The sequence below is a fragment of the Paenibacillus wuxiensis genome, assembly GCF_040195695.1.
GTDB lineage: Bacteria > Bacillota > Bacilli > Paenibacillales > Paenibacillaceae > Paenibacillus_B > Paenibacillus_B suaedae.
This window is the reverse complement of the sequence record NZ_JBEFZI010000021.1, coordinates 1-22,886: the sequence shown is the minus strand read 5'-3', so window position 1 is coordinate 22,886 and position 22,886 is coordinate 1. Positions and strand designations below refer to the sequence as shown.

At 50.0% G+C, this 22,886-nt stretch carries 18 protein-coding genes and 2 pseudogenes; 18 read left to right on the top strand and 2 right to left on the bottom strand.

Going from position 1 to position 22,886, the window contains the following annotated elements; genetic code table 11:
• The first annotated feature begins 261 nt into the window (after positions 1-261).
• The 14 genes and pseudogenes from ABN764_RS29105 to ABN764_RS29040 all read left to right on the top strand — a co-directional run bounded on the left by ABN764_RS29105 (position 262) and on the right by ABN764_RS29040 (position 9,374).
• Entirely contained in the window at positions 262-471 is a 210-nt protein-coding gene (locus ABN764_RS29105) for a hypothetical protein (protein ID WP_028532274.1), read from the top strand.
• Positions 472-499: 28 nt separating this feature from the next.
• Positions 500-1,204 carry a hypothetical protein gene (locus ABN764_RS29100; RefSeq protein ID WP_446673826.1) on the top strand — a complete coding sequence of 235 codons (705 nt, stop codon included), beginning with the start codon at positions 500-502 and terminating at the stop codon, positions 1,202-1,204.
• Complete coding sequence (locus ABN764_RS29095) at positions 1,204-2,394, top strand: glutathionylspermidine synthase family protein (protein WP_446673825.1); 1,191 nt, start codon at positions 1,204-1,206, stop codon at positions 2,392-2,394. The genes ABN764_RS29100 and ABN764_RS29095 overlap by 1 nt, the downstream gene beginning before the upstream one ends.
• Positions 2,394-3,068, top strand: a complete 675-nt coding sequence (locus ABN764_RS29090) for a signal peptide protein (protein ID WP_446673824.1) — start codon at positions 2,394-2,396, stop codon at positions 3,066-3,068. Before ABN764_RS29095 ends, ABN764_RS29090 begins: the two co-directional genes overlap by 1 nt.
• Positions 3,065-3,454, top strand: a complete 390-nt coding sequence (locus ABN764_RS29085) for a DUF350 domain-containing protein (protein ID WP_021255924.1) — start codon at positions 3,065-3,067, stop codon at positions 3,452-3,454. Before ABN764_RS29090 ends, ABN764_RS29085 begins: the two co-directional genes overlap by 4 nt.
• Positions 3,455-3,683: 229 nt before the next feature.
• Positions 3,684-4,499: an inositol monophosphatase family protein gene (locus tag ABN764_RS29080; protein WP_446673832.1), complete on the top strand. Its 816-nt coding sequence runs from the start codon at positions 3,684-3,686 to the stop codon at positions 4,497-4,499.
• 57 nt (positions 4,500-4,556) lie between these two features.
• Positions 4,557-5,279, top strand: coding sequence for a thioesterase II family protein (locus ABN764_RS29075; RefSeq protein ID WP_446673823.1), 723 nt, complete (start codon positions 4,557-4,559; stop codon positions 5,277-5,279).
• Between the two features lie 31 nt (positions 5,280-5,310).
• A pseudogene (locus ABN764_RS29070) lies at positions 5,311-5,496 on the top strand (efflux RND transporter permease subunit); the annotation flags it as partial.
• Between the two features lie 128 nt (positions 5,497-5,624).
• Complete coding sequence (locus ABN764_RS29065; RefSeq protein WP_446673822.1) at positions 5,625-6,158, top strand: GrpB family protein; 534 nt, start codon at positions 5,625-5,627, stop codon at positions 6,156-6,158.
• Between the two features lie 23 nt (positions 6,159-6,181).
• A complete protein-coding gene (locus ABN764_RS29060; RefSeq protein WP_446673821.1) occupies positions 6,182-6,562 on the top strand; it encodes a hypothetical protein in 381 nt (126 codons plus the stop codon).
• Between the two features lie 41 nt (positions 6,563-6,603).
• Positions 6,604-7,107 carry a GNAT family N-acetyltransferase gene (locus ABN764_RS29055; RefSeq protein ID WP_446673820.1) on the top strand — a complete coding sequence of 168 codons (504 nt, stop codon included), beginning with the start codon at positions 6,604-6,606 and terminating at the stop codon, positions 7,105-7,107.
• A gap of 509 nt (positions 7,108-7,616) precedes the next feature.
• Complete coding sequence (locus ABN764_RS29050; RefSeq protein WP_446673819.1) at positions 7,617-8,084, top strand: GNAT family N-acetyltransferase; 468 nt, start codon at positions 7,617-7,619, stop codon at positions 8,082-8,084.
• A 174-nt stretch (positions 8,085-8,258) separates the two neighbouring features.
• Positions 8,259-8,789: a 2'-5' RNA ligase family protein gene (locus ABN764_RS29045; RefSeq protein ID WP_446673818.1), complete on the top strand. Its 531-nt coding sequence runs from the start codon at positions 8,259-8,261 to the stop codon at positions 8,787-8,789.
• A gap of 45 nt (positions 8,790-8,834) precedes the next feature.
• Positions 8,835-9,374, top strand: a complete 540-nt coding sequence (locus ABN764_RS29040; protein WP_446673817.1) for a GNAT family N-acetyltransferase — start codon at positions 8,835-8,837, stop codon at positions 9,372-9,374.
• Here the strand turns inward: ABN764_RS29040 and ABN764_RS29035 are convergent.
• Entirely contained in the window at positions 9,371-9,712 is a 342-nt protein-coding gene (locus ABN764_RS29035; RefSeq protein WP_446673816.1) for a hypothetical protein, read from the bottom strand. The two genes, ABN764_RS29040 and ABN764_RS29035, sit on opposite strands and share 4 nt — an antisense overlap.
• Before the next feature lie 163 nt (positions 9,713-9,875).
• On the opposite strand from ABN764_RS29035, the gene ant(6) reads away from it, so the two are divergent.
• The 3 genes and pseudogenes from ant(6) (at position 9,876) to ectB (ending at position 13,216) form a co-directional block, all read left to right on the top strand.
• Positions 9,876-10,730, top strand: a complete 855-nt coding sequence (gene ant(6) / locus ABN764_RS29030) for an aminoglycoside 6-adenylyltransferase (protein WP_446673815.1) — start codon at positions 9,876-9,878, stop codon at positions 10,728-10,730.
• 345 nt (positions 10,731-11,075) lie between these two features.
• Positions 11,076-11,298: pseudogene (locus ABN764_RS29025) on the top strand (tyrosine-type recombinase/integrase); the annotation flags it as partial.
• Between the two features lie 634 nt (positions 11,299-11,932).
• Positions 11,933-13,216 (top strand): diaminobutyrate--2-oxoglutarate transaminase, encoded by a 1,284-nt coding sequence (gene ectB, locus ABN764_RS29020; RefSeq protein WP_446673814.1) that lies wholly within the window; start codon positions 11,933-11,935, stop codon positions 13,214-13,216.
• A gap of 325 nt (positions 13,217-13,541) precedes the next feature.
• Here the strand turns inward: ectB and ABN764_RS29015 are convergent, their stop codons facing one another.
• Positions 13,542-13,799 carry a hypothetical protein gene (locus ABN764_RS29015; protein ID WP_446673813.1) on the bottom strand — a complete coding sequence of 86 codons (258 nt, stop codon included), beginning with the start codon at positions 13,797-13,799 and terminating at the stop codon, positions 13,542-13,544.
• 105 nt (positions 13,800-13,904) lie between these two features.
• On the opposite strand from ABN764_RS29015, the gene ABN764_RS29010 reads away from it, so the two are divergent.
• On the top strand, positions 13,905-22,886 hold an 8,982-nt coding region (locus tag ABN764_RS29010), incomplete at its 3' end, for a non-ribosomal peptide synthetase (protein ID WP_446673812.1).

Sequence of the window (22,886 nt, the reverse complement as noted above, 5' to 3'; positions counted from 1 at the left end):
TGTTGATACCAGGATCGGGTCAGAAAGGATAGAGATATTCGATCTAGTATCACGAAGAGCTAGATAACATTTCATTCACGAAAACATCAAATGAACCGTTCTAAAGTAAAATGGACTTGAGTACCCATTTACTTTGGAGCGGTTTTTTTACATGCAAGATGCAGGTTTCTGGAGGTTCTTGTCTACAATTCGTACGCTAAAATGATATACTAGGTAAGCTAATGTGGATTATTTCATCATTAAAGATGGGAGAAATGTGTCATGCAATCAAATATCCTAATTCTTGAAAAAACGTCTTCAGGAGAACTGGTGAAAATAGACGAGCGTGCATGGACTACCAGTATGGTGCAGCTGCTTGAACATGCGAATTATTTGCTCGTGAATGATGCGGAATATGAGATGCTGGAGGGCCGGCTGAATGTGAACACCGGCAATTTTGAATTGCTCGTCGAGTCAGTTCGAAAGCCTTGAAAATATACCGGAAAGCAGGGAAGGAATAATGGAACGAAATGAACAGGAGCAGAAGACGACAAGTTCAGAGACGACTGAATCCTGTGCGACTTCGGCAAAGCCGCTCAAGGTATTAAGCACATCCCTGGGCGTTGCGCTCGCCGCCAATCTGCTTATGAGTTCGTCTGCGATGGGTCAACAGAGTGCAGCTCCGTCTGATCAGGCGAAGCTGGTTGAATGGTCGACAGAGGAAGTGAAGCAGTATTTCGATGCCAATATGGACTGGAACATCCCAGTACCAGAGAAGGAAGAATCAGAAGGCAACAGTGTTGGCGGTAGCGCTGGCAGCGGAAGCGGGTCATCTGGAGGAGGAAGCCCGTCCGGAGGGTCATCTCATACGACCTACGTCCATCACGGAGGTTTTGGCTGGGATGACATGCTGCTCTATCACATGATCTTCAATCGAGGAAGCGCGTATTCCTCTACGAGTTGGTCTTCAGGCGGAAGCGTGTATGATACGCGGACGAATTCACCTTATCGTGCGAAATCGTTCTCCTCTGATAGTTTCCAGAATCGTCCTGTCGTGAATTCGAGGGTTCGACCTACTACTTCGAACGGCTCGGGTTCCATTATTCGCAGATCTTCGGTTGGATCAAGTAAATCAAGTTCCTCGTCGCCTGGAGGAATCGGCGGTAAATCAAGCAGCTTTAGTTCGTCAGGCGGTTCCAAAAGCGGAGGGTGGTTCGGCGGATAATGGGATTTGAAGTCATTGGTCAGCCGCATCCGAATCGAGCAGAACGTGTCGCGCAATTGGCAGAGCTCGGATTCAACTGGGCGAATATCGAAGAGGAACAATATTGGGTAGATCAGGTCATTGCAATCAATGCGGGCATGAGCCAGGAGCTGCATGTGGTGTCGGCGAAGCTGTGGAGCATCTTTGACAAGGCTGCCCGTTTTATTATCGGTCGCAGAGACCTCTATGAACTCCTATCGATTCCGGAAGTGCTATGGGACGGCTTGGAGCAGATTGAGCCTAATGAAATAGGCAAGCTGAGTCATTATGCTCGGTTTGACTTTGCTATTGATCATAATGGAGCGATTAAGCTGTTGGAGTTAAATGCAGATACCCCAACTGGTTACGTGGAAGCAGCAGTGGCCACACCGTGGATGTGCAAGCAGTACGGACTTGAGACACCGAATAGTGAAATGTCGAAACGAGTGAAGGAAGCTTGGGCGAGTAATCCGCCTGAATATGCTGCATGTGTAGGTTACGGGGAGCATGCAGAGGATTCGGGTACGATTGCCATGCTCGTTAAGCATTCCGAGTTGCCGATACGCTGCATCGATTGCCTGGATTTATGGGTGGATCAAGGGGATCTGAAGGTGGAAGAACAGACGATACGCAGTCTGTTTGCGCTGTACCCGAAGGAATGGATGGCTATTGACGAAGGTGGAGAAGCGCTCGCTTATTCCATTGAAAATGGGTATACAACGATACTGAACTCACCGCATGCGATCATTTTGCAATCGAAGGGACTGCAGGCGGTTATCTGGGCGATTCATGAACTGGGCTCAGAAATGTTCACTCAGGAAGAGCATGCAGTCATTGCGCATTACATGCTGCCAACGTACAACAAAGCTATCTTTGACGGAAGCTATGTATCCAAATCGATGTTCGGCCGCGAAGGTGGTTCTGTGCGGCTATTTGATTCGCAAGGAAATGTAGAAACCGAAGATAAGGATGGATTTGATACAAGTCGATTCTTCAGCAGAGTCTATCAAAAACGTGCCGAAATGGCACAAGTGGATTTGCATAACGGCTCCTTTCATTTATTAACGGGTGTGTTCGTCATCAACGGGATGCCATGCGGGATACTTGGCAGAGTTGGCGGGCTTATTACCGGGAATAACAGCCATTTTATAGCGATTGGAGTGAAAAAATAATGAGCCTGAATCGAAATAGCGGGAGTCGAAATCACGACATTCGTGTTCAGCAGCAAAAAAAGAAACGAATGATCAACAATCTGCTTGTGCTAGGGATATTTGCCTGTCTAATTATTTTCTTCGTGTACATCATTAATCTCGGAGCTGAAGGAAACGACAATTCCATAGATACAGCAACGGTACCTTGGGATTATAAGATTGAGAGCGCTAAGGTAGGAGACATCATCGGAGGAGATATGACAATCCTGCCGGATAATCAACTGCTGCCGAATGACAACAATTATGCGACTGGTGATCAAGTATGGACACTCAAGTATATGACAGCTAATATGCTCCCTATTAACGAGAAGGGGAACGATATTAATTTGTCTTCATGGGAACCGATTAAATCGTACCCATCCAAGGAAGCGGCCGAGAGAGATTTGAAGGAGCTGAAGCTCAACTTGAAGGCCGAGGTTGAACTAGTGGGTGTGTACAAAACCGAGTACCAGGGTAAACACCGTCAATTCGCCGTGATTACACTTCCATCCGGACATACGGTGAAGCAGCCAATTGATGACGTGCGTTACCAGAAGTTCAAAAACAAGAAAAAGGTCAGCGTGATGCTGGAGGAAGTTCATGATTTTGTGGACTATGATTTAGCGATGGCCAAATTCCGGGGGTGGGCAGAATGATATTTGTGAATATTTTGATCAGTATTCTCACGATCATGGCGTTGCAATTTATCGGCATGTATGTGTTCAGCGTGCTGACGCCATTTAATGATTTCGAAGAATTGAAGAAGGGCAATGTTGCAGTAGGGCTTGCGATGGGCGGCAAGTTCATGGGCACGGCAATTGTGCTCGGTGTTTCGGCTTTTACGAACTCATCCATTATCCATATGGCACTATGGTTTGGCGTTGGATACATCTGTTTGATCGCAACGTATTTGCTGTTTGATCTCGTTACTCCGAAGATGAGTGTAGCTGAGCAGTTGCAGAATCGGAATACTGCAGTTGGCATATTATTGTGTTTCCTATACATTGGCATGGGATTCGCTATTAGCAGTTTAATCATATAATCGCTTGTGTACACAAAGACTCCCTGATTAGTAACTTAGGAACATGAACTTTTGTTCTATAGAAGGGAGTCTTTTTTTCGTGTGGTTGTCTCGCGGCAAGGAATGGCACCTTCATTTACGAAATGATTATGTTGTACATGATGTATCTATGAATTGCCTAGTTAACTCGAACCTAGTAAACTGTATACAAGATATGGAAGATGGATCGAGATAGTTAGGAGGTTATATTCTGAATCAACATGTCATTCAGGATGCTAGAGAAGTAGCAATCGAGGCGGCTCGACAAGCTGGACTGGCGATTAAGCAATTGTTCGATCAAGTGGCACACGTGGAAATGAAAGATGAGCATGGAGACGTCGTTACAGAGGCTGATTTATTAGCGGAAGCAATCATTGTAAAGGAAATACAGGCTGCCTTCCCTGATCATCAAATCCATAGTGAGGAAGCTGGGGTTATTGGAGTCAGCAGTGATTGGCAATGGCTCGTAGATCCGCTGGACGGAACAAATAATTTTGCAATTGGTATCCCGCTCTTCTCCTGCTCCATCACCGTTATGTATCAACAAGAACCGGTTGTGGGCGTGGTGTATGAGCCGATGACGGATCGACTATTTCACGCAGCAGTTGGGAATGGAGCCTATTGCAATGACCAGCGAATGCAAGTAAAGAGCTGTCCTAGCTTGCACAAAGGGAATATTGGCTGGATTCAAGGGCATAAGGTACAGCAGGATCCTATTGCAGTTGGCTTGCGCCATTATATTGACACAAGATGCAAGCGAATGATGCGCCTATGGGCTCCAACCTTGCAATGGTGCATGCTTGCCAAGGGAGATTTGGATGGAATCGTTCTGTATAAATCTGAAGGAGATGACTTGTATTCAGGCATTCTGATGGTTAAGGAAGCGGGCGGATCCGTCATTGATTTTAATGGGGAAACGTTTACTGGGATGAATTCAGAGCCATACCTTATCGCTTGTCATCCAGACCATGAACAAGAGCTGTTGCGAATGGTGCGAACGGGCATATCAGTGCCAGTACGACCGTAACTCCAAGCGATATCAATGCTTTTATAGATATAAAGCTATGTATTTTAGGAGGTAAAGATGAAGCCAGAGATGAAATTATTTTGTTTCCCGTATGCAGGAGCGTCTGCCATGATTTATAACAAATGGAAAGCCCATTTGGCAACGGGCATTGAACTGATTCCCGTAGAATTGGCCGGCAGAGGCAAGTATTTTGGAACCCCGTTCTATGACAGCTTCGAAGACATGATCGAAGACGTGTATGGCAAGATCGAAAGTCAGCTTGATGACGGCCCCTACTCGATATTCGGGCACAGCATGGGAAGCTGGATTGCTTATGATCTCGCGCACAAAATATCGGAGATGAAGCGACCCGAGCCCGAGCATATTTTTTTCTCCGGACGCAGAGCACCGCATATCGAAAGCAGACGGACGAAATATTATGATCTCCCGGACGATGAGTTTCTGGATGAGATTATTCGATTAGGGGGAACGCCCAAAGAGCTGCTCGAGAATAAAGAGCTTTTAACGCTGTTTCTTCCCGTATTGAGGACGGATTTCAGACTTGTGGATTTGTATCAATATGAAGAGCGTCTGGGCAAGCTTTCCTGCAACATTTCTGTATTAAGCGGGGAGGAGGATGCAATCTCCTTGCCAGATTTGCATGCTTGGGAGCAGCACAGCTCGGCTGATTGCACCGTACATATGCTTCCAGGCGGGCATTTCTTTATTAACGAACAGACCGTGCAAGTAACGGATATTTTGAATTGTACCTTAACACGTACGCTCGCCAGACAATACTGAATCGGAAATGCATATACTACCATGCATGTTCTATCATACCATTTTGGCGCTGTTGCCGTTGGCATTGACGCATTCAACAAGAAGCTTAATTTCGGTTGGACTGGCCATCACGGTTATCGGCGGTTTAACGACATCAACACTGCTGACGCTTATCTTCGTTCCGGTGCTATATCTATTGACCGGGCGCAAACGAAAGTTTATCGAAGAAAGCTTCTAAGAGAGAATGAAGTTATTGTATAATAGTGGAATATGACATAGCGACGCGCGACCCGACTTGAGATAATCTTATCTAAGTCTGGGTCGCGTTATTGTTGTGAAGAGGAACGAAACGGGAGGTATGAAACAATGCTGGGTCTTTCGAAAGGAACCGTCCATATCCATAACTATGATCCATATTGCGTTGAATCTTTTCAGGAAGAGAAAGCGATTCTCACCCCTATATTGGGCGATTGTGTAATTGACATTCAGCACGTGGGAAGTACGGCAATCGGAATTCAGGCGAAACCGATTGTGGATATGGCAGTCGGCGTAAACGATCTTGGGGACATATCAACATTTAATGATAAACGCCTGAGGGAGCATCAATATTATAGACTACAGGTACAGCTTGAGGACGAAGTCGTGTATGCCAAATTTTCAAGCCTCGAAAATCTGGTTAAGACTCACTTTCTGCACGTCGTTGTTCATAATAGCGAGAAATGGAATGCGCTACTTATATTCAGAGACCAATTAAGAGCCAATCCGAATCTTGCACAAGAATATGTCGAGCTAAAGCAGAGCCTCGCAGCGTTATACAGCAATGACGAACTCGCTTACACCGTAGGAAAAGAAGCATTTGTAAAGAAAGTAATACAGGATTTTCGTTCGAATAACTCTTAGATCAGAGAGGGAAGTGATTCAGTATGAAATCTCCTGGCGGATCAATGTTTCCTTACTATTACAAGGGTGGGGAAATCCATTGCCTGAAGTACGGAAGCTATTATTCGAATACAGAAAAGCTGTTCGGACTAATGAAGCAAGAAGAGGAATTTATCCTTCACACCAACAGGAGATTGAAGATATGGGTGGATTTTTATAAAACCACGATTACGGAACAAGTGCTGCAGCAATTTATCGCGCATATTACGAATTTACATGTACGCATTGATAAGCTGTCGATAGTAGGGTTAACAAGATTCAATATGTGGAGATTGAAAAGAAGAATAAAAAAGTCGGGAATCAGACTGAATATGTCCTTCTACGAAGATCCTGAAGATGCAAAGACATGGCTCGTAAGCGATTAGAAAGAATTCTACTATTAATAGATATAAGAGGGGGGATTAGAATGAAATATACTATTAGACCAATAAGGGAACAAGACATCTCTTTTTTATGGATAACACTATATGAATCTTTGTATGTACCGGAAGGCAAGGAATCCTTCAGTCGCGATATTATTAACGAACCTTCCATTTCGAAATATGTGGAAGATTGGGGCAGGGAAGGCGATCTGGGATATATTGCGCAAAATGCCGAAGGAGAATCCATTGGCTCTATCACGGTGAGATACTTTAGTGAGGATAAACGAGGGTACGGATTTGTAAGCAGCGAAGTGCCGGAACTGGGAATGGCGATTCTACCGGCTTATCGTGGTCAAGGATTAGGAAGCGCTTTAATGAATCAATTGTTTGATGGATTGAGCGAGCAGGGAATTGACCGCGTATCCTTAAGCGTAGATCCAGGCAATGAGGCAGCCGTGAAATTGTATCAGCGCTTCGGGTTCAAGCCAGTAGGAGAGGTAGGCACGTCCATCACGATGCTGGCTCAAGTAAATGGGAATCAACCGTAAAATTCGTACTGATTCTACCCATAAGGGGGATTACAATGATTTATGGGCATGTATTGCGCAAAATCGCATCCGCCCTTTTGACAACACTTCTTTTTACTACAGGTATGAGTCTTCTTATGATGAACAGCCACTATAATTTTGCGTTTTATTTTATTGCGGTGGGCTTCTACAGCTTCATTGTAAATTGTTTTTTGGGAATACCGTCGTCCTTACTCATTGATTACATACTGCACAGACTTCAATTTACGAGATCATATGTGAAGACCATTATTTCCATTGTTCTCTATATGATATTTGCCTGTATATCAGTGATTATATTTGTGCTTTATCATTCCGTAGAGAACTTTTTCTTGTTATTCTCTTATTCTTTGTTGTTCTATGGCATTATCGCGGCTCTTGTCTTTATGTGCGTAGATAAAGGAATTAAAAAAGTGACTGATAAGCTCAGAAAATAATTGGACAGGTGTATTTCGTTTCGAAATCATAATTTTTACTTCAGGAGATTAACTATGAAAAAACTATCTATCTATCCTGTCACGCGGGATAATTGGGAGACTGCTATTCAAATAAAGATTCATGAGGAGCAAGTGCCATTCGTACCTTCTATTTATGAAGCGCTGACGTACGCATATATCAAGCCTTGGGATGAGGCGCTGGATCCCTTTCTTGTATGTGATGAAGAGATTACGATCGGATTTTTCTACATCAGCTATACACCGAATAGCGCAGATAATTACTGGATTGGCGGCTTTCAAATCGATAAGTCTTGCCAAGGAAAAGGCTACGGTAAGCAGACAATGAAAAGGATCATTGAATTCATTTGTGAGACTCATCCTTCGTGTAAGCTTATTTCCCTAACGGTTGAGCAGGACAACAAGCTGGCTCAGCGGCTTTATGAAAGCATTGGCTTTGTGAATCAACAGGAGCATAATCAAGACGACGAAGTCATTTACCAACTGGTTCTTGAAGGATCGTAACGCATGAGACCTCAGATCATGTTACATCTCTTTTCTTTGTTGGATGGCAGATTGACGATACCTCCTAACCGCAATGTCAGCGAATGGATGGCGTCGGGATCGATGAAAGAGTCAATTAGTAGCGGGTGACAGCTATTTTGCGTGCTAGAAATCAGGATGAATGGAGAGGATGCTATGAAGTATTTTTTCGGAATTGTCCCACCTTTGAGCATTTATGACAAATTGATGTCGGTGCGCAATCAATACCATTACTCTGGGGTCGAACCGCATATTACAGTTAAACTTTCGTACGGGGCAGGAACGATGTTGCCTGTAAATTGGATGTCCGAATGTAAGAGAATAATAGAAGGATTTCGTTCGTTTTCTGTATCCGTTGGCGAGCTTCGTTATTTCGGTGACAAGGAGGTGTTATATATAGGGGCTCACTCTCCCGAATTAACCGAATTACATCGAAAGCTTGTCGCCGTTTTTGAGCCGACTGAAGAACAAACGAAGCGTTGCTTCGAATTGAATTTGTATATCCCTCATTTAACGGTTGCCAAAAAAGAAAGTTTGTCGGAAGAGATTCTCGAAGAAATGGAGCGAACACTATTTCCACATTTTCAGGATAGACAAACCTTTGACGTTCATGAGATCCGGCTGTATGCGCGGGACGATCTGAATAAGACATTTCAGAAATATGAGGACATTCAGATGACACGGTAAGTTAACTTAGAGCTGCCCACTAAATATCATAAAGGAAGATGCCTCATGAAGTTGGAATCTCCACGATTGCTTATCCGTGATTTGCAGAGAGATGATTGGATGGACGTACACGCCTATGCCTCCAATCCAGAAGTAACGAAATATATGCTCTGGGGCCCGAATTCCGAAGCGGATACGAAAGCATATATGGGGGAACAGCTCGAGCAACAGCAAGCTGCCGAGCGAAGCCATTATGAGTTCGGCGTAATATTGAAGGATACGAATACATTCATTGGCGGCTGTAGTATATACCCGCAGGGAAGTAATGCCGAAATCGGGTATTGCTTCAATCCTGATTTTCATGGGAATGGATATGCGACAGAAGCGGCGCATGCCTTGCTCAGGTTTGGATTCGAAACCCTCAATGTGCATCGCATTTATGCCACCTGTCGTCCTGATAACATCGCCTCCGCTAATGTCATGAGAAGGCTCGGCATGATGCAGGAGGGGCATTTAAGGGAACATTTATGGAGCAAAGGGATGTATCACGATTCCTATTTATTCTCTATTCTGCAGCACGAGTACGATTATCCGGTGAAATCCTAAGAGTTATCCTTCATGTAAGCAGATCGGCGGCTCGGTCCAAGGCTCTGGATGACTTGTCCTGTATCGGGGTCAATCGCAACTGAAAAATCATAAAAGTTCTCGCTGAACCCTTCCATCCAGTCTACTAGATCCTCCGAATAGAACCAGAACGAGAGGATGCGGGAATCGGACTGTTGTGCTAGACGCTCCTCCCGACAGTCTATGGAACAGTTGCTGAGATTCAGACCCAACTCATCCGCCTTCGCCTGAGCCGCTTCGATCGCCTTCATCAGATGTGCGGTATAGGTACGATCAATATTAAAGATACTGTTTGGAAATTGCCTATTTTCACACGTCATTGATTTCTCCTCCAATTGTGTCAACACTTATGTTACCTCTATTTATTCAAGCTGTCTGATCACGACTTTCTATTTTTATAGTAAAGGGTAGAAAAGCAATTGAGAAGTGGCTGGATAGGTAAAAACGTAATTAAGGCTGCAAGAGAAGGGAGAATCGAACCTATTGAGAAAAGAACGAGAAATGATGGACATGTTCATCGAGTTTGCCAAGCAGGATGATCGTATCCGATTGGCGACCCTGGAAGGATCACGCACAAATATAAATATTACCCCAGATGCATACCAGGATTACGACATTTCTTATTTTGTGACCAATCTCGATTCCTTCAAAGCGAACGATCAATGGCTGGATGCATTCGGGGCACGATTAATGATGCAAAAACCTGAGAACATGGAGCTGTTTCCACCTGAACTCGGAAATTGGTTTTCCTATCTTATCTTGTTCGAGGATGGCAACAAATTAGACCTGACACTGATCCCTTTGAATGAAGTCGAAGCTTATTTCACCGATAATGACGGCTTGATTGAGGTACTGCTTGATAAGGATACGCTTATTCCTAATAAAGTTGTGCCGAATGACAGCCAATACTGGATCAAGAAACCGAGCGCAAGAGAATACGATGACTGCTGCAATGAGTTTTGGATGGTGTCGACCTACGTTGTAAAGGGATTGGAGCGTAAAGAAATCCTGTTCGCCATTGACCATCTGCACGAAGTCGCCCGTCCTAATTTGCTAAGAATGATGGCATGGCACATTGGCGCAGAGCGAGGTTATACCTTTAGCGTGGGGAAAAACTATAAGTTTATAGATCGTTACTTGCCACCTGAAGATTGGGAGACGTTACTCGCAACGTATGCTGAGAGCAGCTATCCAAGCATGTGGCAATCTTTATTTTCTTGCTGTGAGCTATTTCGGAAATACTCGAAAGCTGTAGCTGAACATCACGGATACATGTATCCCGATTATGATCAAGTAATCACAACTTATATGAGGGGAATTTACGACTCATTGTCTTGATGACCGCAGCATACAGAGTGATGAACAGGTAAACACCTATCTGCAAGTTGATAAGGTTTCTGCAAGACAAATATGGACTAGATTCATCCTAATAAGGACACATTGACTCGTAATGATGAGAATAAGCCATCGTTATGTTTTTACCGAAAGTATCGGGGCACTTCTGTCTACCCAAAATGGTGGAGGAGGTGTCTTTTCTCTATGTAAGTTAATATTTCCAAATATTACACAGCTTCGATATTCTAGGGGAGAGTGAGTAAGGTGAGTATAAGCGGTATTTGCGGAGCGAACGGTACAAAAGGTTTTTGGGGAGGGGATGGCAAGGGCTTCAATTTATAACCAGATACCGTCCATTCACTTCGTCATTCGTTCGCCACTCACTTACTGGAAGCCGGTACGGATTTACGATACATTCAAGAGCATCTTGGCATCAAAGTTCGGAACCACGGTAGGCTATACACATGTTAGTAAAGATCGAGTTAGACGCATTATGAGCCCACGGGATCGGATTATGAGTGAAATGAGAGAGGATGGAACTGACTCGAACCCTACGACCCAAGGAGGCTAGTGGTTCATACATACCTCCATTTTTATACGTGTTTGCGAAGTTCGTAGATATCACTGAATAATTAACCAAATAGAATCAATTATTGGGCAGAATGTTATGAATGTTTCAGTAGACAACGGATTTTCCAGCCGAATATCCAGCTGACATCCAGTCACGTTCCAGACAGGCTTCCAGAAATTCGTGAGGTAATTATGTTAAGTTATCGAAAACGCAAGGATGCGGAGCACCAGCAGAGAATGTATACAGGTAATATACCCCAAATCGGGCCCCCCTTTGAATGTCGACACGCGTCGAATTCCTCGATTGATGGCAAACCATTCCCAACGTTTCTTCTTTATTCGCACTTATATGGCAAAATATTCAAATTAGACTAAAGCTTTACTATGCATTCTTCGAAACTTTGATATAATTCTATTTGGATCATATTTCCTATTATGATAGGGCATAGAATTGAAGGGTTTTTATACCTATTTAATCTGTGCGAGAGAGACCAGTCCACTGGCTACCAGAAAGCCTGCATGCGGGGACCGACAATGGTGGAAAATGACAGCCGAGAATATGTTGCTCCATGACGTCAGAAGGTTCAGAAAGGTTGTAACCAACCTTATTCCAATTCCGATGGAGGATGAAGCGCGTGAGCATTTTTGAAAAACTGGAATCCAATGTAAGATCTTACTGCAGAAGCTTTCCGGTGGTATTCGACCGGGCCAAGGGGGACCTCTTATATTCTGAGGACGGAAGAGCATATATTGATTTTTTTGCAGGTGCTGGGGCACTGAATTACGGTCATAACAACGATTATATCAAGGACCGGGTTCTCGATTACTTGACCTCCGACCGGATTATGCACGGTCTGGATATGTATACAATGGCCAAGCGCGAATTCATCCAAAGCTTCTCGGAGCGGATCCTGAAGCCGAAGAAGCTGAATTACAAGCTTCAATTCTGCGGTCCGACGGGGACGAACGCGGTGGAAGCGGCCTTGAAGCTCGCACGCAAGGCGAAGAAGAGAAACGGGATATTCGCATTCATGGGAGGCTTCCACGGCATGTCGCTTGGCAGCCTGTCGGCGACAAGCTCCAAGTCCATGAGGGAAGGGGCGGGGCTTCCTCTGGGCGGCGTTACGTTCATGCCGCACCCGAGTGGGGCTTTCGCAGAAATGGATACGCTCGGCTATATCGAGAATATCCTGACTGATTCGCACTCCGGAATCGACAAGCCGGCCGCCATCCTGCTTGAAACGGTACAAGCCGAAGGCGGAATTCACGTCGTCGATGCGCAGTGGCTGCGAGGGCTGCAGCAGCTTTGCCGCAGGCACGATATCCTGCTCATTACCGACGAGATTCAAGTCGGCTGCGGCCGGACAGGCGAATTCTTCTCCTTCGAACGTGCGGGGATCGAGCCGGATCTCATTACCCTGTCGAAGTCGATCAGCGGGTACGGCCTGCCAATGTCCCTCCTGCTGCTGAAGCCTGAACTGGATCTCTGGACGCCGGGCGAGCACAACGGCACCTTCCGCGGCAACCAGCTCGCTTTTGTGGCCGCCAAGGCCGCTCTCGAGTTCCGGGACAGAGCCGCCCTGGACGCCGAGGTGAAGCAGAAGGAAGAGTTTGTACGCTCGTTCCTTGACAAAGAAATCAAGCCTTTGCATCCGTCGATCGCGATCCGCGGACTCGGCCTGATCTGGGGCATTGACGTCTCAGGCTTCACGGATGAAGCCGGGGCGAAGCGGATGACGGAGATCAGCTTCGAGAACGGGCTCATCATTGAAAGAGCCGGCAGAGGAGACCACGTGCTGAAGATCATGCCTCCGCTGACCGTATCGATGGAGCATCTTGCCGCCGGCTGCGACATTATCAAGTCCAGTATACAGCAGGTGATCTCTCATGAGACCCAGGATTTGCTGGTAACGACCTAAGCTCGGCCAAGCCGGTGAGCGTCCCGGCAAGAGGCATGGAAGTGCATTCCTGAGGCCGTGTGGCTCTGATGTTAAGATAACGTTTTTACCCCATTGGAAGATTTTCTCCCCATGCTGCCTGCGGTACCGTCAGTCAGCATGGAATTCACCGCTAATCCAAGGGCTGTCCCGTTCATGCCACACGGAGCATTCTTTGAGCCTCATGCAGCGCCATCTTCACATCTAATCGTCAGGAAAAGCTCACTACCCCGCAGCCAAATTTTTACTTATCCACACCAGGGCTGCGGGGAATACATAAATCGTACATAGAGTGTATCAATACCCCTTAAACATAGGCTTCGACAAAGGCAGTTCCGGTGCCGAATCCGGAGGTACGGCCGACTTCCTGCTGGCCGGCCGGAACCCTACAGCAAGCCTTACATCGATGGGAGGAACATCCCTTGTCCATTCCAAATCCAATTCCGAACCCAATATTAAACCAGAGCCCGTCTTCAGGCGGCTCGTCCGCAGCAAGCATATGAAGCAGAGGAGACGGAAGTAGCCGCATCCCTTGCGTAGAACGATGCTCTTTGTTGTCTTTCACCGCATGGGAGCCGAGTGGGACAGCTGCAAGGCAGAGGATTGCCGCATGCGATCAACTGGTCAAGCGAAGCGGTGACCTGGCGAAAGCCATTGATATTGTTGTCACATGTTTGAAAAGGCGGGGAGCAAGGCTGTAGCGTTGCTGCGGCATATGCTCCGCCGAATTGCTTTTACCGATGTAGAGAGGGGGACGATCCAGGTGGCTTTTGAAAAAGAAACATTGTTTTGGAACGAAAAATTCGGTAGCGACGATTATACCTTGACGCGGCTGCCTTACAGCAAAGCTCCAAGCTCCCAGACGCCCATTATGACAACCGTCGGCGGTTCGCTTTCGGAGAAAGCGGCGCAGCGCGTCCTTCAAATGAGCAAGGGCGCTCCGCTGGCCGCTTTTCTGATTTTGCTCGCCGGTGTTCAGTCACTCTTGCATAAATATACAGGCGCTTCTGACATTCTGGTCGGCATGCCGGTTGTACGGAAACCGACGGAGACGCGCCGATCCGTTAATCATACGGTCATTTTGAAAAACTTGCTTTCGGCGGGTGCGACTTTTACAACGCTTCTGAGCGAGCTGAGGACTTCGTTGCCGGAAGCAATTCAGCATCAACATATCCCGTTCTTGAAAATGACGGAGAAGCTGGACCTGCAATATGCAGACGGGATACCCGTCATCCATACGCTAGTTTCCCTTAAAGAGCTGCATCTGGACGAAATTGGGCAAAACGTGGTCACGGATTGTTCCTTTGAATTCAGCTTAACCGGTGGGACGCTAAACTTAGCGCTGTCATATAACGAGCACTTATATGACTCCAAGTTCATGACTCGGGTCGTCGGCCATCTGAATCGCCTGCTGGCCGTGGGGCTCCACGAGTTGGAGCTGGACATTGTGCGGGTGGACATGCTGTCGGAGGACGAGAAATTTCAATTGCTGCAATGCTTTAACGATACCGAGAAGGACTATCCCCGTGATCGGACGATTCATCAGCTCGTGGAGGAGCAGGTGAAGCGGGTGCCCGAAGCAACGGCGGTTGTCTTTGAGGGGCGGCGGCTTTCGTACGCGGAGCTGAACGAACGGGCGAACCGGCTGGCGCGGACGCTGCGATCGGTCGGCGTGCTGCCCAATCAGCTGGTAGGCTTGCTGGTCAGGAGATCACTGGAGACGGTCGTTGGCATTCTGGCGGTTCTGAAAGCTGGCGGTGCCTACGTGCCGATCGACCCGGAATACCCGGAAGAACGCATCCGCTACATTCTGGAGAACTCGAACGCGCAGCTGCTGCTGACTCAAAGGGAGCTGCAGAAGCAGGTGCCGTTCGAAGGGGTCGTGTTGGCGCTGGATGACGAGCAGGCCTACAGCGATGATGGAACGAACCTGGAGCCGGCCAGCGGTCCGAATGATCTGGCTTATGTCATCTATACGTCAGGTACGACGGGCAAACCCAAAGGGGTCATGCTGGAGCATCGCGGTTTGGTCAGCTTGAAGCTGATGTTCGCGGAAAGGCTGGGCATCACGGAGCATGACCGGATCGTTCAATTCGCCAGCCTGTCGTTCGACGCGTCCTGCTGGGAAGTGTTCAAAGCGCTCTATTTTGGTGCGGCTTTGTACATCCCGACGGCCGAGACGATTCTCGACAACCGCCTGTTCGAGTGTTATATGAACGAGCATGCGATTACGGCGGCGATTTTGCCTCCGACGTACAGCGCTTATTTGAACCCGGACCGCCTGCCCAGCTTAACGAAGCTCGTAACGGGAGGCTCGGCGGTATCGGCCGAATTCGTGCAGCAGTGGAAACCGAAGGTCCACTATTTCAATGCTTATGGCCCTACCGAAGCTTCGATTGTTACGACGCTTTGGGATGCGGATGAGGAGCAGCCGGAGCGCAGAGTCATACCGATCGGGCGCCCGCTGGCCAATCACCGGATTTTTATTTTGGATGCCCACTTGCAGCTTGTGCCTCCAGGAGTGGACGGCGAGCTGTGCGTGGCAGGCGTGGGGCTTGCGAGAGGTTACCTGAACCATCCGGAGCTGACGGCAGAGAAGTTCGTGGAACATCCGTTTGCGCCGGGAGAACGCCTTTACCGGACGGGAGATCTCGCCCGCTGGCTGCCGGACGGAAATATTGAGTACTTGGGCCGGATCGACCATCAGGTGAAAATCCGTGGATTTCGGATCGAGATCGGCGAGATTGAAGAGCAGCTTCTGAAGATTGACTCCGTGCAGGAGACGATGGTAATCGCACGGGAAGACAAAAGCGGGCAAGAATTGTGCGCTTACCTGGTCGCGGGCCGCCCGCTTACGCTCGGCGAGCTGAGAAGCGCGCTGGCGCAAAATTTGCCGAATTACATGATTCCGGCGCATTTTGTTCAGCTTCCGCGGATGCCGCTCACGCCGAACGACAAAATCGACCGCAAGGCTTTGCCCGCCCCGGAAGGAAACGCGCTGACCGGCGGCGCGTACGTAGCTCCCCGCAATGAAGCCGAGCGGACGCTTGCCGATGTGTGGCAGGCGGTATTGAACGCCGATCGCGTTGGGGTAACGGATCATTTCTTCGAGCTGGGCGGAGACTCGATCAAGTCCATTCAGGTATCTTCGCGGCTTCATCAAGCCGGGTACAAGCTGGATATTCGGGATTTGTTCAAATATCCGACTATCTCACAGCTCAGCCTGCGTGTGAAACCGATCGGACGTACCATCGATCAAGGAGAAATAACGGGTGAAACGGCGCTGACGCCGATTCAGCATTGGTTCTTCGAGAGCTCCTTTGCGGATCCGCATCATTTCAACCAGTCGGTGATGCTGTACCGGAAGGAACGCTTCGACGAAGAGACGGTGCGTCAGGTGCTGCAAAAGCTGGCCGAGCATCATGACGCCTTGCGGATGGTGTTCCGCAAAACGGAACAAGGGTTTAGCGAACGGAACCGCGCGATTCAGGAAGGAGGGCTGTTCACGCTGGACGTGTTCGACTTCAAGGATGCGGAGGATACCGCACAGGTTGTGGAAGCGAAGGCAACGGATATTCAAGCGGGCATCGATCTGGAGAAAGGGCCCCTCGTGAAGGCGGGACTGTTCCGATGCGCGGACGGCGATCATTTACTGCTCGCGGTTCATCATGCCGTGGTGGACGGCGTGTCTTGGCGCATTTTGATGGAGGATTTCGCTCTGGGTTACGAGCAGGCCGGCAAAAGCGAGGAAATTCGTTTCCCGGCGAAAACGGATGCGTACCGCACTTGGTCCGAGCAGCTGGCCGCTTACGCGCAAAGCCCGGAGATTGCAAAGGAACGGGCTTATTGGCAGGCCGTGGAACAAATTGCGATTCCGGACTTGCCGAAGGATCTGGAGGCGGACGTTACGACGCAGCAGGACAGCGAATCGCTGTTCGTCCGTTTGACTCCCGAAGAAACGGAGCTGCTGCTGAAGCGGGTTCACCGGGCCTACAACACCGAAATGAACGATATTTTGGTAACGGCGCTCGGCATAGCCGTTCGCAAGTGGACGGGACACGAACGGGTGCGGATCAATCTCGAAGGACATGGACGCGAATCGATCGGAACGGATATCGACATCACGCGCACAGTCGGCTGGTTTACGACCAAATTTCCGGTCGTCCTGGAGCCGGAAACCAACCTGGATTTGGCCTATCAGATTAAACAGGTCAAGGAAAGCTTGCGCCGCATTCCGAACAAGGGGCTTGGGTACGGTGTATGCCGCTATCTCTCCAAATCGGAGGATGGCTTTGTTTGGGGCGCAGAGCCGGAAATTAATTTTAACTACCTCGGTCAGTTCGACGATGATGTCAATCAGGACGAGATCGGCATATCTTCTTATTCCAGCGGAAACCCGGCCAGTGACCGGCAAACCCGCAGCTTTGTGCTGGATATCAACGGCATGGTGCTGGACGGCGCTCTATCGCTCGATCTCAGCTACAGCCGGAAGCAGTATCGCAAGGAAACGATGGAAACCTTCGCTCAGGAGCTTGAGCAAAGTCTCCGAGAGCTCATTACCCACTGCGCAGGCAAAGAAAACACCGAATTGACGCCTAGCGACGTGCAATTTAAAGGCTTGACCATCGCGGAATTGGAGCAAATCGGCCCGCGCTCGGGCCATGTCGGGGAAATCGAAAATATTTACTCGCTTACGCCGATGCAGAAGGGCATGTGGTTCCACAGCGCGCTTGACCGGCAAACGGCCGCTTACTTCGAGCAGACGCGGTTTACGATGCGGGGAGCGCTCGACGTCCAGCTTTTCGAGAGGAGCTGGATGGAGCTTGCGAAACGTCATCTGGTGCTGCGGGCGAATTTTGTGAAAGGACCAGCGGGCGAGCCGCTGCAAATCATATACCGCGACAAACCGGTCGGCTTTGAATATGAAGAGCTGCTTCATTTGCAGGCGGACGAGAAACAAGCGTATTTGGATAAAAAGGCCGAGGATGACAAGCTTCGCGGCTTCGACTTGGAACATGACGCGCTCGTTCGGGTTACGATCCTGCGCACCGAAGAGCAAAGCTATCATGTGCTGTGGAGTTTCCAGCATATTTTGATGGATGGCTGGTGCCTGCCGCAGCTGACGCAGGAGCTGTTTGAGGCGTACTCGGCCTTGGCATCCGGCAAGCAGCCAGCGGGAGATAAGGGATCGGATTATGGCGCCTATATCGAATGGTTGGAGAAACAGGACGATCAGGCGGCATCAGGCTATTGGACGGCATTCCTGGCAGGTTATGAAGGGCAAACCGTACTACCGGGACAAAAGGAACCGGCACCGAACGGCAGATTTACGGCTGATCACGTCACCGCCGAGCTGGGCAAGGACTTAAGCGAGCGGATGGATCGGGTGGCGAAACAGCGCCTGGTTACGGTCAATACGCTGCTGCAAGCCGCTTGGGGTGTGATGCTGCAAAAATATAACGGAACAAACGATGCCGTATTCGGCAGCGTCGTGGCCGGAAGGCCGGCGGAAATCCCGGGTATAGAGTCCATGATTGGACTGTTCATCAATACGGTGCCGGTTCGCGTCACGAGCGAAGCGGACACCGTGTTCGCCGACCTGATGGCGAAGCTCCAAGAGCGGTCGCTGGAGTCCGGGCGTTATGATTACTATCCACTGTATGAAATTCAAGCCCACAGCGTTCAAAAGCAGAACTTGATCAACCATATCATCGCTTTCGAGAACTATCCGGTGGACGAGCAGATGGAGCAGGCGGGCGACCAGCAGCACGGCGACCTGACGATCACTGACGTTCAGATGGAGGAGCAGACGAACTATAACTTCAACATGACCGTAGTGCCGGGAGCCGAGATCGAAATTCGGCTCGATTTTAACGCCGAAGTGTTCGATAAGGACAGCATCGAGCGGCTCAAGGGGCATCTCGTCCATCTGCTGGAGCAGGTAACGGATAACCCGGAAATTACCGTGGGCGAGCTGGAACTTGTGACGGAGGCGGAAAAGGCCGACCTTCACGGACGTTTTAACGACACCACCACGGAATTTCCGCGCGGGAAGACGCTCATTCAATTGTTCGAAGAGCAGGCAGAGCGCATCCCGGATGCAGTCGCCATCTCCTTGAATGAGGAAGAGCTGACCTACCGCGAGCTGAACGAACGTGTCAACCGCCTTGCCCGTACCTTGCGCAGCCAAGGGATATCCAAAGGCCATCTGATCGCCATTTTGGCTGAGCGTTCCATTGAAATGGTGGTGGGCATGCTGGCGGCACACAAAGCCGGAGCGGCTTACGTACCGATTGACCCGGAATATCCCGAGGAGCGTATCCGTTTCTTGATCGAGGATTCGGGAGGGCAGGTCATGCTGACGCAAAGCCGCTTGCGCGAGCGCCTGGCGGGTTTGGCCCACGTGATCTTACTGGATGACGAGTCCTACTATCACGAGGACGGCACAAATCTAAATCCGGGCATCGAAGCGACAGATCTGGCCTGCGTCATCTATACGTCAGGCACGACGGGCAAGCCGAAAGGCAACCTTGTTTCGCACCGCAACATCGTGCGGGTCGTGCGAAATACGAATTATATCGACATCACCGAGCGGGATCATGTCCTCCAGCTTTCGAGCTATTCGTTCGACGGAGCGACTTTCGATATTTTCGGCGCTTTGACCAACGGGGCGCGGCTGGTGCTGGTTCCCCACGAGACTTTGCTGGAAATCGGCCAGTTGGCGGATCTCATCCAGCGCGAGCGCATCTCGGTCATGTTTATTACGACGGCTTTCTTCAACATCCTTGTAGATGTGAACGTCGACTGCCTGCGGGATGTTCGGGCGATTTTATTCGGAGGAGAGCGCGTGTCGGTTGGCCATGTGCGTAAAGCGCTCGCCCATATCGGACCGGGCAGGCTCAACCATGTGTACGGCCCGACGGAAAGCACGGTTTATACTACGTACCTTCCGGTCGACTTCGTCGATGACTTAGCGGTTACCGTACCCATTGGACGGCCGATCAGCAATACGACGGTGTATATCGTCGACAGCCGGAACAAGCTTCTGCCGATAGGCGTGGCCGGGGAACTTTGCGTCGGCGGAGAAGGCTTGGTACGGGGCTACAATAACCGGCCGGAGCTGACGGCGGAGAAATTTGTGGACAATCCGTTTGTGCCGGGAGAGCGCATGTACCGGACGGGGGATTTGGCGAAATGGCTGCCTGACGGCACGATCGAATACGTGGGACGGTCGGACGACCAAGTGAAAATACGCGGCTTCCGCATTGAGTTAGGCGAGATCGAAGCTCAGCTTCATAAAGTGGAGGGAATTCGGAAAACGACGGTATTCGCGAGGGAAAACGCCTCCGGTGAGAAGCAGCTTTGCGCCTATTATGAAGCGGACTGCGAGCTTCCGGCGGCCGAACTGAAGAGCGTGCTTTCCCAGGAACTGCCGGCCTATATGATCCCGGCGTACCTGATCCAGTTGGAGCGGCTCCCGCTGACGACGAACGGCAAGGTTGACCGCCGATCCCTCCCGGCGCCGGAGGAGAGCTTGCAGCCGGGCGGAGGACGTATTCCGCCTCGGACTCCGCTGGAAGCCAGCTTGGCCGGAATTTGGATAAGCGTGCTCGGACTAGTGCACATTGGCGTTCATGACAACTTCTTCGACCTCGGCGGCCATTCCCTGCGGGCGACGACACTGGTGAGCAAGGTGCATCAGGAGCTGAACGTCGAGCTGCCTCTGCGCGACGTATTCCGTTACCCGACGATCGAAGAGATGGCTCTCGCCATCTCCCGGATCGGAGAGCAGTCGTTCTCGTCGATTCCGCTGGCAGGAGCAAGAGCATATTATCCGCTTTCCTCAGCTCAGAAGCGGCTGTTTATCCTGAATCAGCTGGAAGGGGCCGATCAGAGCTACAACATGCCGGGCGTGCTGCTGCTGGAAGGATCGATTGACCGGAGCCTGCTGGAGAAGGCTTTCCGCGGACTGATCGCACGGCACGAAACGCTGCGAACCGGCTTTGAGATCGTACAAGGCGAAGCAGTACAGCGCATTTACGAGAGCGTCGACTTTGCCGTCGAGTACCGTCATGCGAGCGAGGAAGAAACGTCTGAAGTCGTGCAGGCCTTCATCCGGCCTTTCGACTTGGCAAAGCCTCCGCTGCTGCGGGCGGAGCTCGTAGAGCTGGCAATCGAACGTTATTTGCTGATGTTCGACATGCACCATATCGTCTCCGACGGGGTTTCGATGGACGTGTTAGTCGAGGAACTCGTTCGTCTGTACGGCGGCAAGTCAGTAGAGCCTTTGCGTATTCAATACAAGGACTATGCGGTATGGCAGCAGTCGGACGAGCAAAAAGTGCAGTTGAAACGCGAGGAAGCTTACTGGCTGGATCGTTACCAGGGCGAGCTGCCGGTTCTGGAAATGCCGACGGACTATCCGCGTCCTGCCGTGCAGAGCTTTGAGGGACAAACGCTGACGTCCTTCGTGGACGAGGCAACGAACGAAGGCTTGAAGCAGCTGGCCGCTCAAAGAGGAACGACGCTGTATATGGTGCTGCTTGCGGCATATACCGTGCTATTGCATAAATACACAGGTCAGAACGATTTGATCGTCGGAACGTCGATTGCGGGCAGAACGCACGGAGACACGCAGCCTTTGATCGGAATGTTCGTCAATACGCTGGCGCTCCGCAATTATCCGACTTCGGATAAGACTTTCCTGTCGTATCTCGAAGAAGTGAAAGAAACGACCTTAGGCGCTTACGAGCATCAGAATTATCCGTTCGAAGAGCTCGTTGATAAAGTGCAGGTCAGCCGAGATTTGAGCCGCAACCCGCTGTTTGACACGATGTTCTCCCTGCAAAACTTGGAGGATAAAGAGTTTAAGCTGGAAGGGATGAAATTGTCCCCGTACCCTAGTGAATACGGCACGGCCAAGTTCGATCTGAGTGTGGATGTTACGGAAGAAAACGGCGGCCTGGAGTGCAGCTTTGAATTCGCAACGGCTCTTTATAAAGAAAGCACGATCCGGCGGCTGTCGACTCATTTTGGACATTTGCTTGCGGCGATCGTAAGTCGTCCGGATGCGAAGATCGCCGAGCTGAACTTGTTGACGTCAGAGGAAAATGAGCAAATTCTCGGCGCGTTCAATCCGGCGAAGCCGGAAGCGGCTCCTGCGGCTGCGTTCCACCGGCTGTTCGAGGAACAGGTGGAGCGCACGCCGGAAGCGGAGGCCGTCGTGTACGAGAACGACCGACTGACGTATGCGGAGCTGAACGAGCGGGCGAACCGCCTGGCGGCCACGCTGCGCGCAAGCGGCATCGGGCGGGAGTCAATCGTCGGCATTCTCGCCGAGCGTTCGGTGGACCTGTTGGTGGCCGTGCTGGCCGTCTGGAAAGGAGGCGGGGCGTATGTGCCGCTCGACCCGGATTATCCGGCGGACCGCGTTCGGTTCATGCTCGGAGACAGCGGAGCGAAGGTGCTGCTGACGCAAACGCCGCTGCGAGAGCGCGCCGAAGCCTGGCTCGGCGAAGAGGAGCTGGCGCTGGCAGCGGTGCTGTACCTGGACGACGAAGCATCGTACAGCGAGAAGTGGGCGAATGCGCCGATTGGCTCCGGCATGGTCTCCGGCAAGCTGACGGATGCTGTGGATGCCAGCGATGAGAGC

Coding starts and splice junctions, on each gene's coding strand:
- ABN764_RS29090 (WP_446673824.1), top strand. CDS start 2,394: ATGAGCCTGAATCGAAATAGCGGGAGTCGAAATCACGACATTCGTGTT.
- ABN764_RS29045 (WP_446673818.1), top strand. CDS start 8,259: ATGAAGTATTTTTTCGGAATTGTCCCACCTTTGAGCATTTATGACAAA.
- ABN764_RS29105 (WP_028532274.1), top strand. CDS start 262: ATGCAATCAAATATCCTAATTCTTGAAAAAACGTCTTCAGGAGAACTG.
- ABN764_RS29100 (WP_446673826.1), top strand. CDS start 500: ATGGAACGAAATGAACAGGAGCAGAAGACGACAAGTTCAGAGACGACT.
- ABN764_RS29035 (WP_446673816.1), bottom strand. CDS start 9,712: ATGACGTGTGAAAATAGGCAATTTCCAAACAGTATCTTTAATATTGAT.
- ABN764_RS29060 (WP_446673821.1), top strand. CDS start 6,182: ATGAAATCTCCTGGCGGATCAATGTTTCCTTACTATTACAAGGGTGGG.
- ABN764_RS29075 (WP_446673823.1), top strand. CDS start 4,557: ATGAAGCCAGAGATGAAATTATTTTGTTTCCCGTATGCAGGAGCGTCT.
- ABN764_RS29050 (WP_446673819.1), top strand. CDS start 7,617: ATGAAAAAACTATCTATCTATCCTGTCACGCGGGATAATTGGGAGACT.
- ABN764_RS29095 (WP_446673825.1), top strand. CDS start 1,204: ATGGGATTTGAAGTCATTGGTCAGCCGCATCCGAATCGAGCAGAACGT.
- ABN764_RS29085 (WP_021255924.1), top strand. CDS start 3,065: ATGATATTTGTGAATATTTTGATCAGTATTCTCACGATCATGGCGTTG.
- ABN764_RS29065 (WP_446673822.1), top strand. CDS start 5,625: ATGCTGGGTCTTTCGAAAGGAACCGTCCATATCCATAACTATGATCCA.
- ABN764_RS29040 (WP_446673817.1), top strand. CDS start 8,835: ATGAAGTTGGAATCTCCACGATTGCTTATCCGTGATTTGCAGAGAGAT.
- ABN764_RS29055 (WP_446673820.1), top strand. CDS start 6,604: ATGAAATATACTATTAGACCAATAAGGGAACAAGACATCTCTTTTTTA.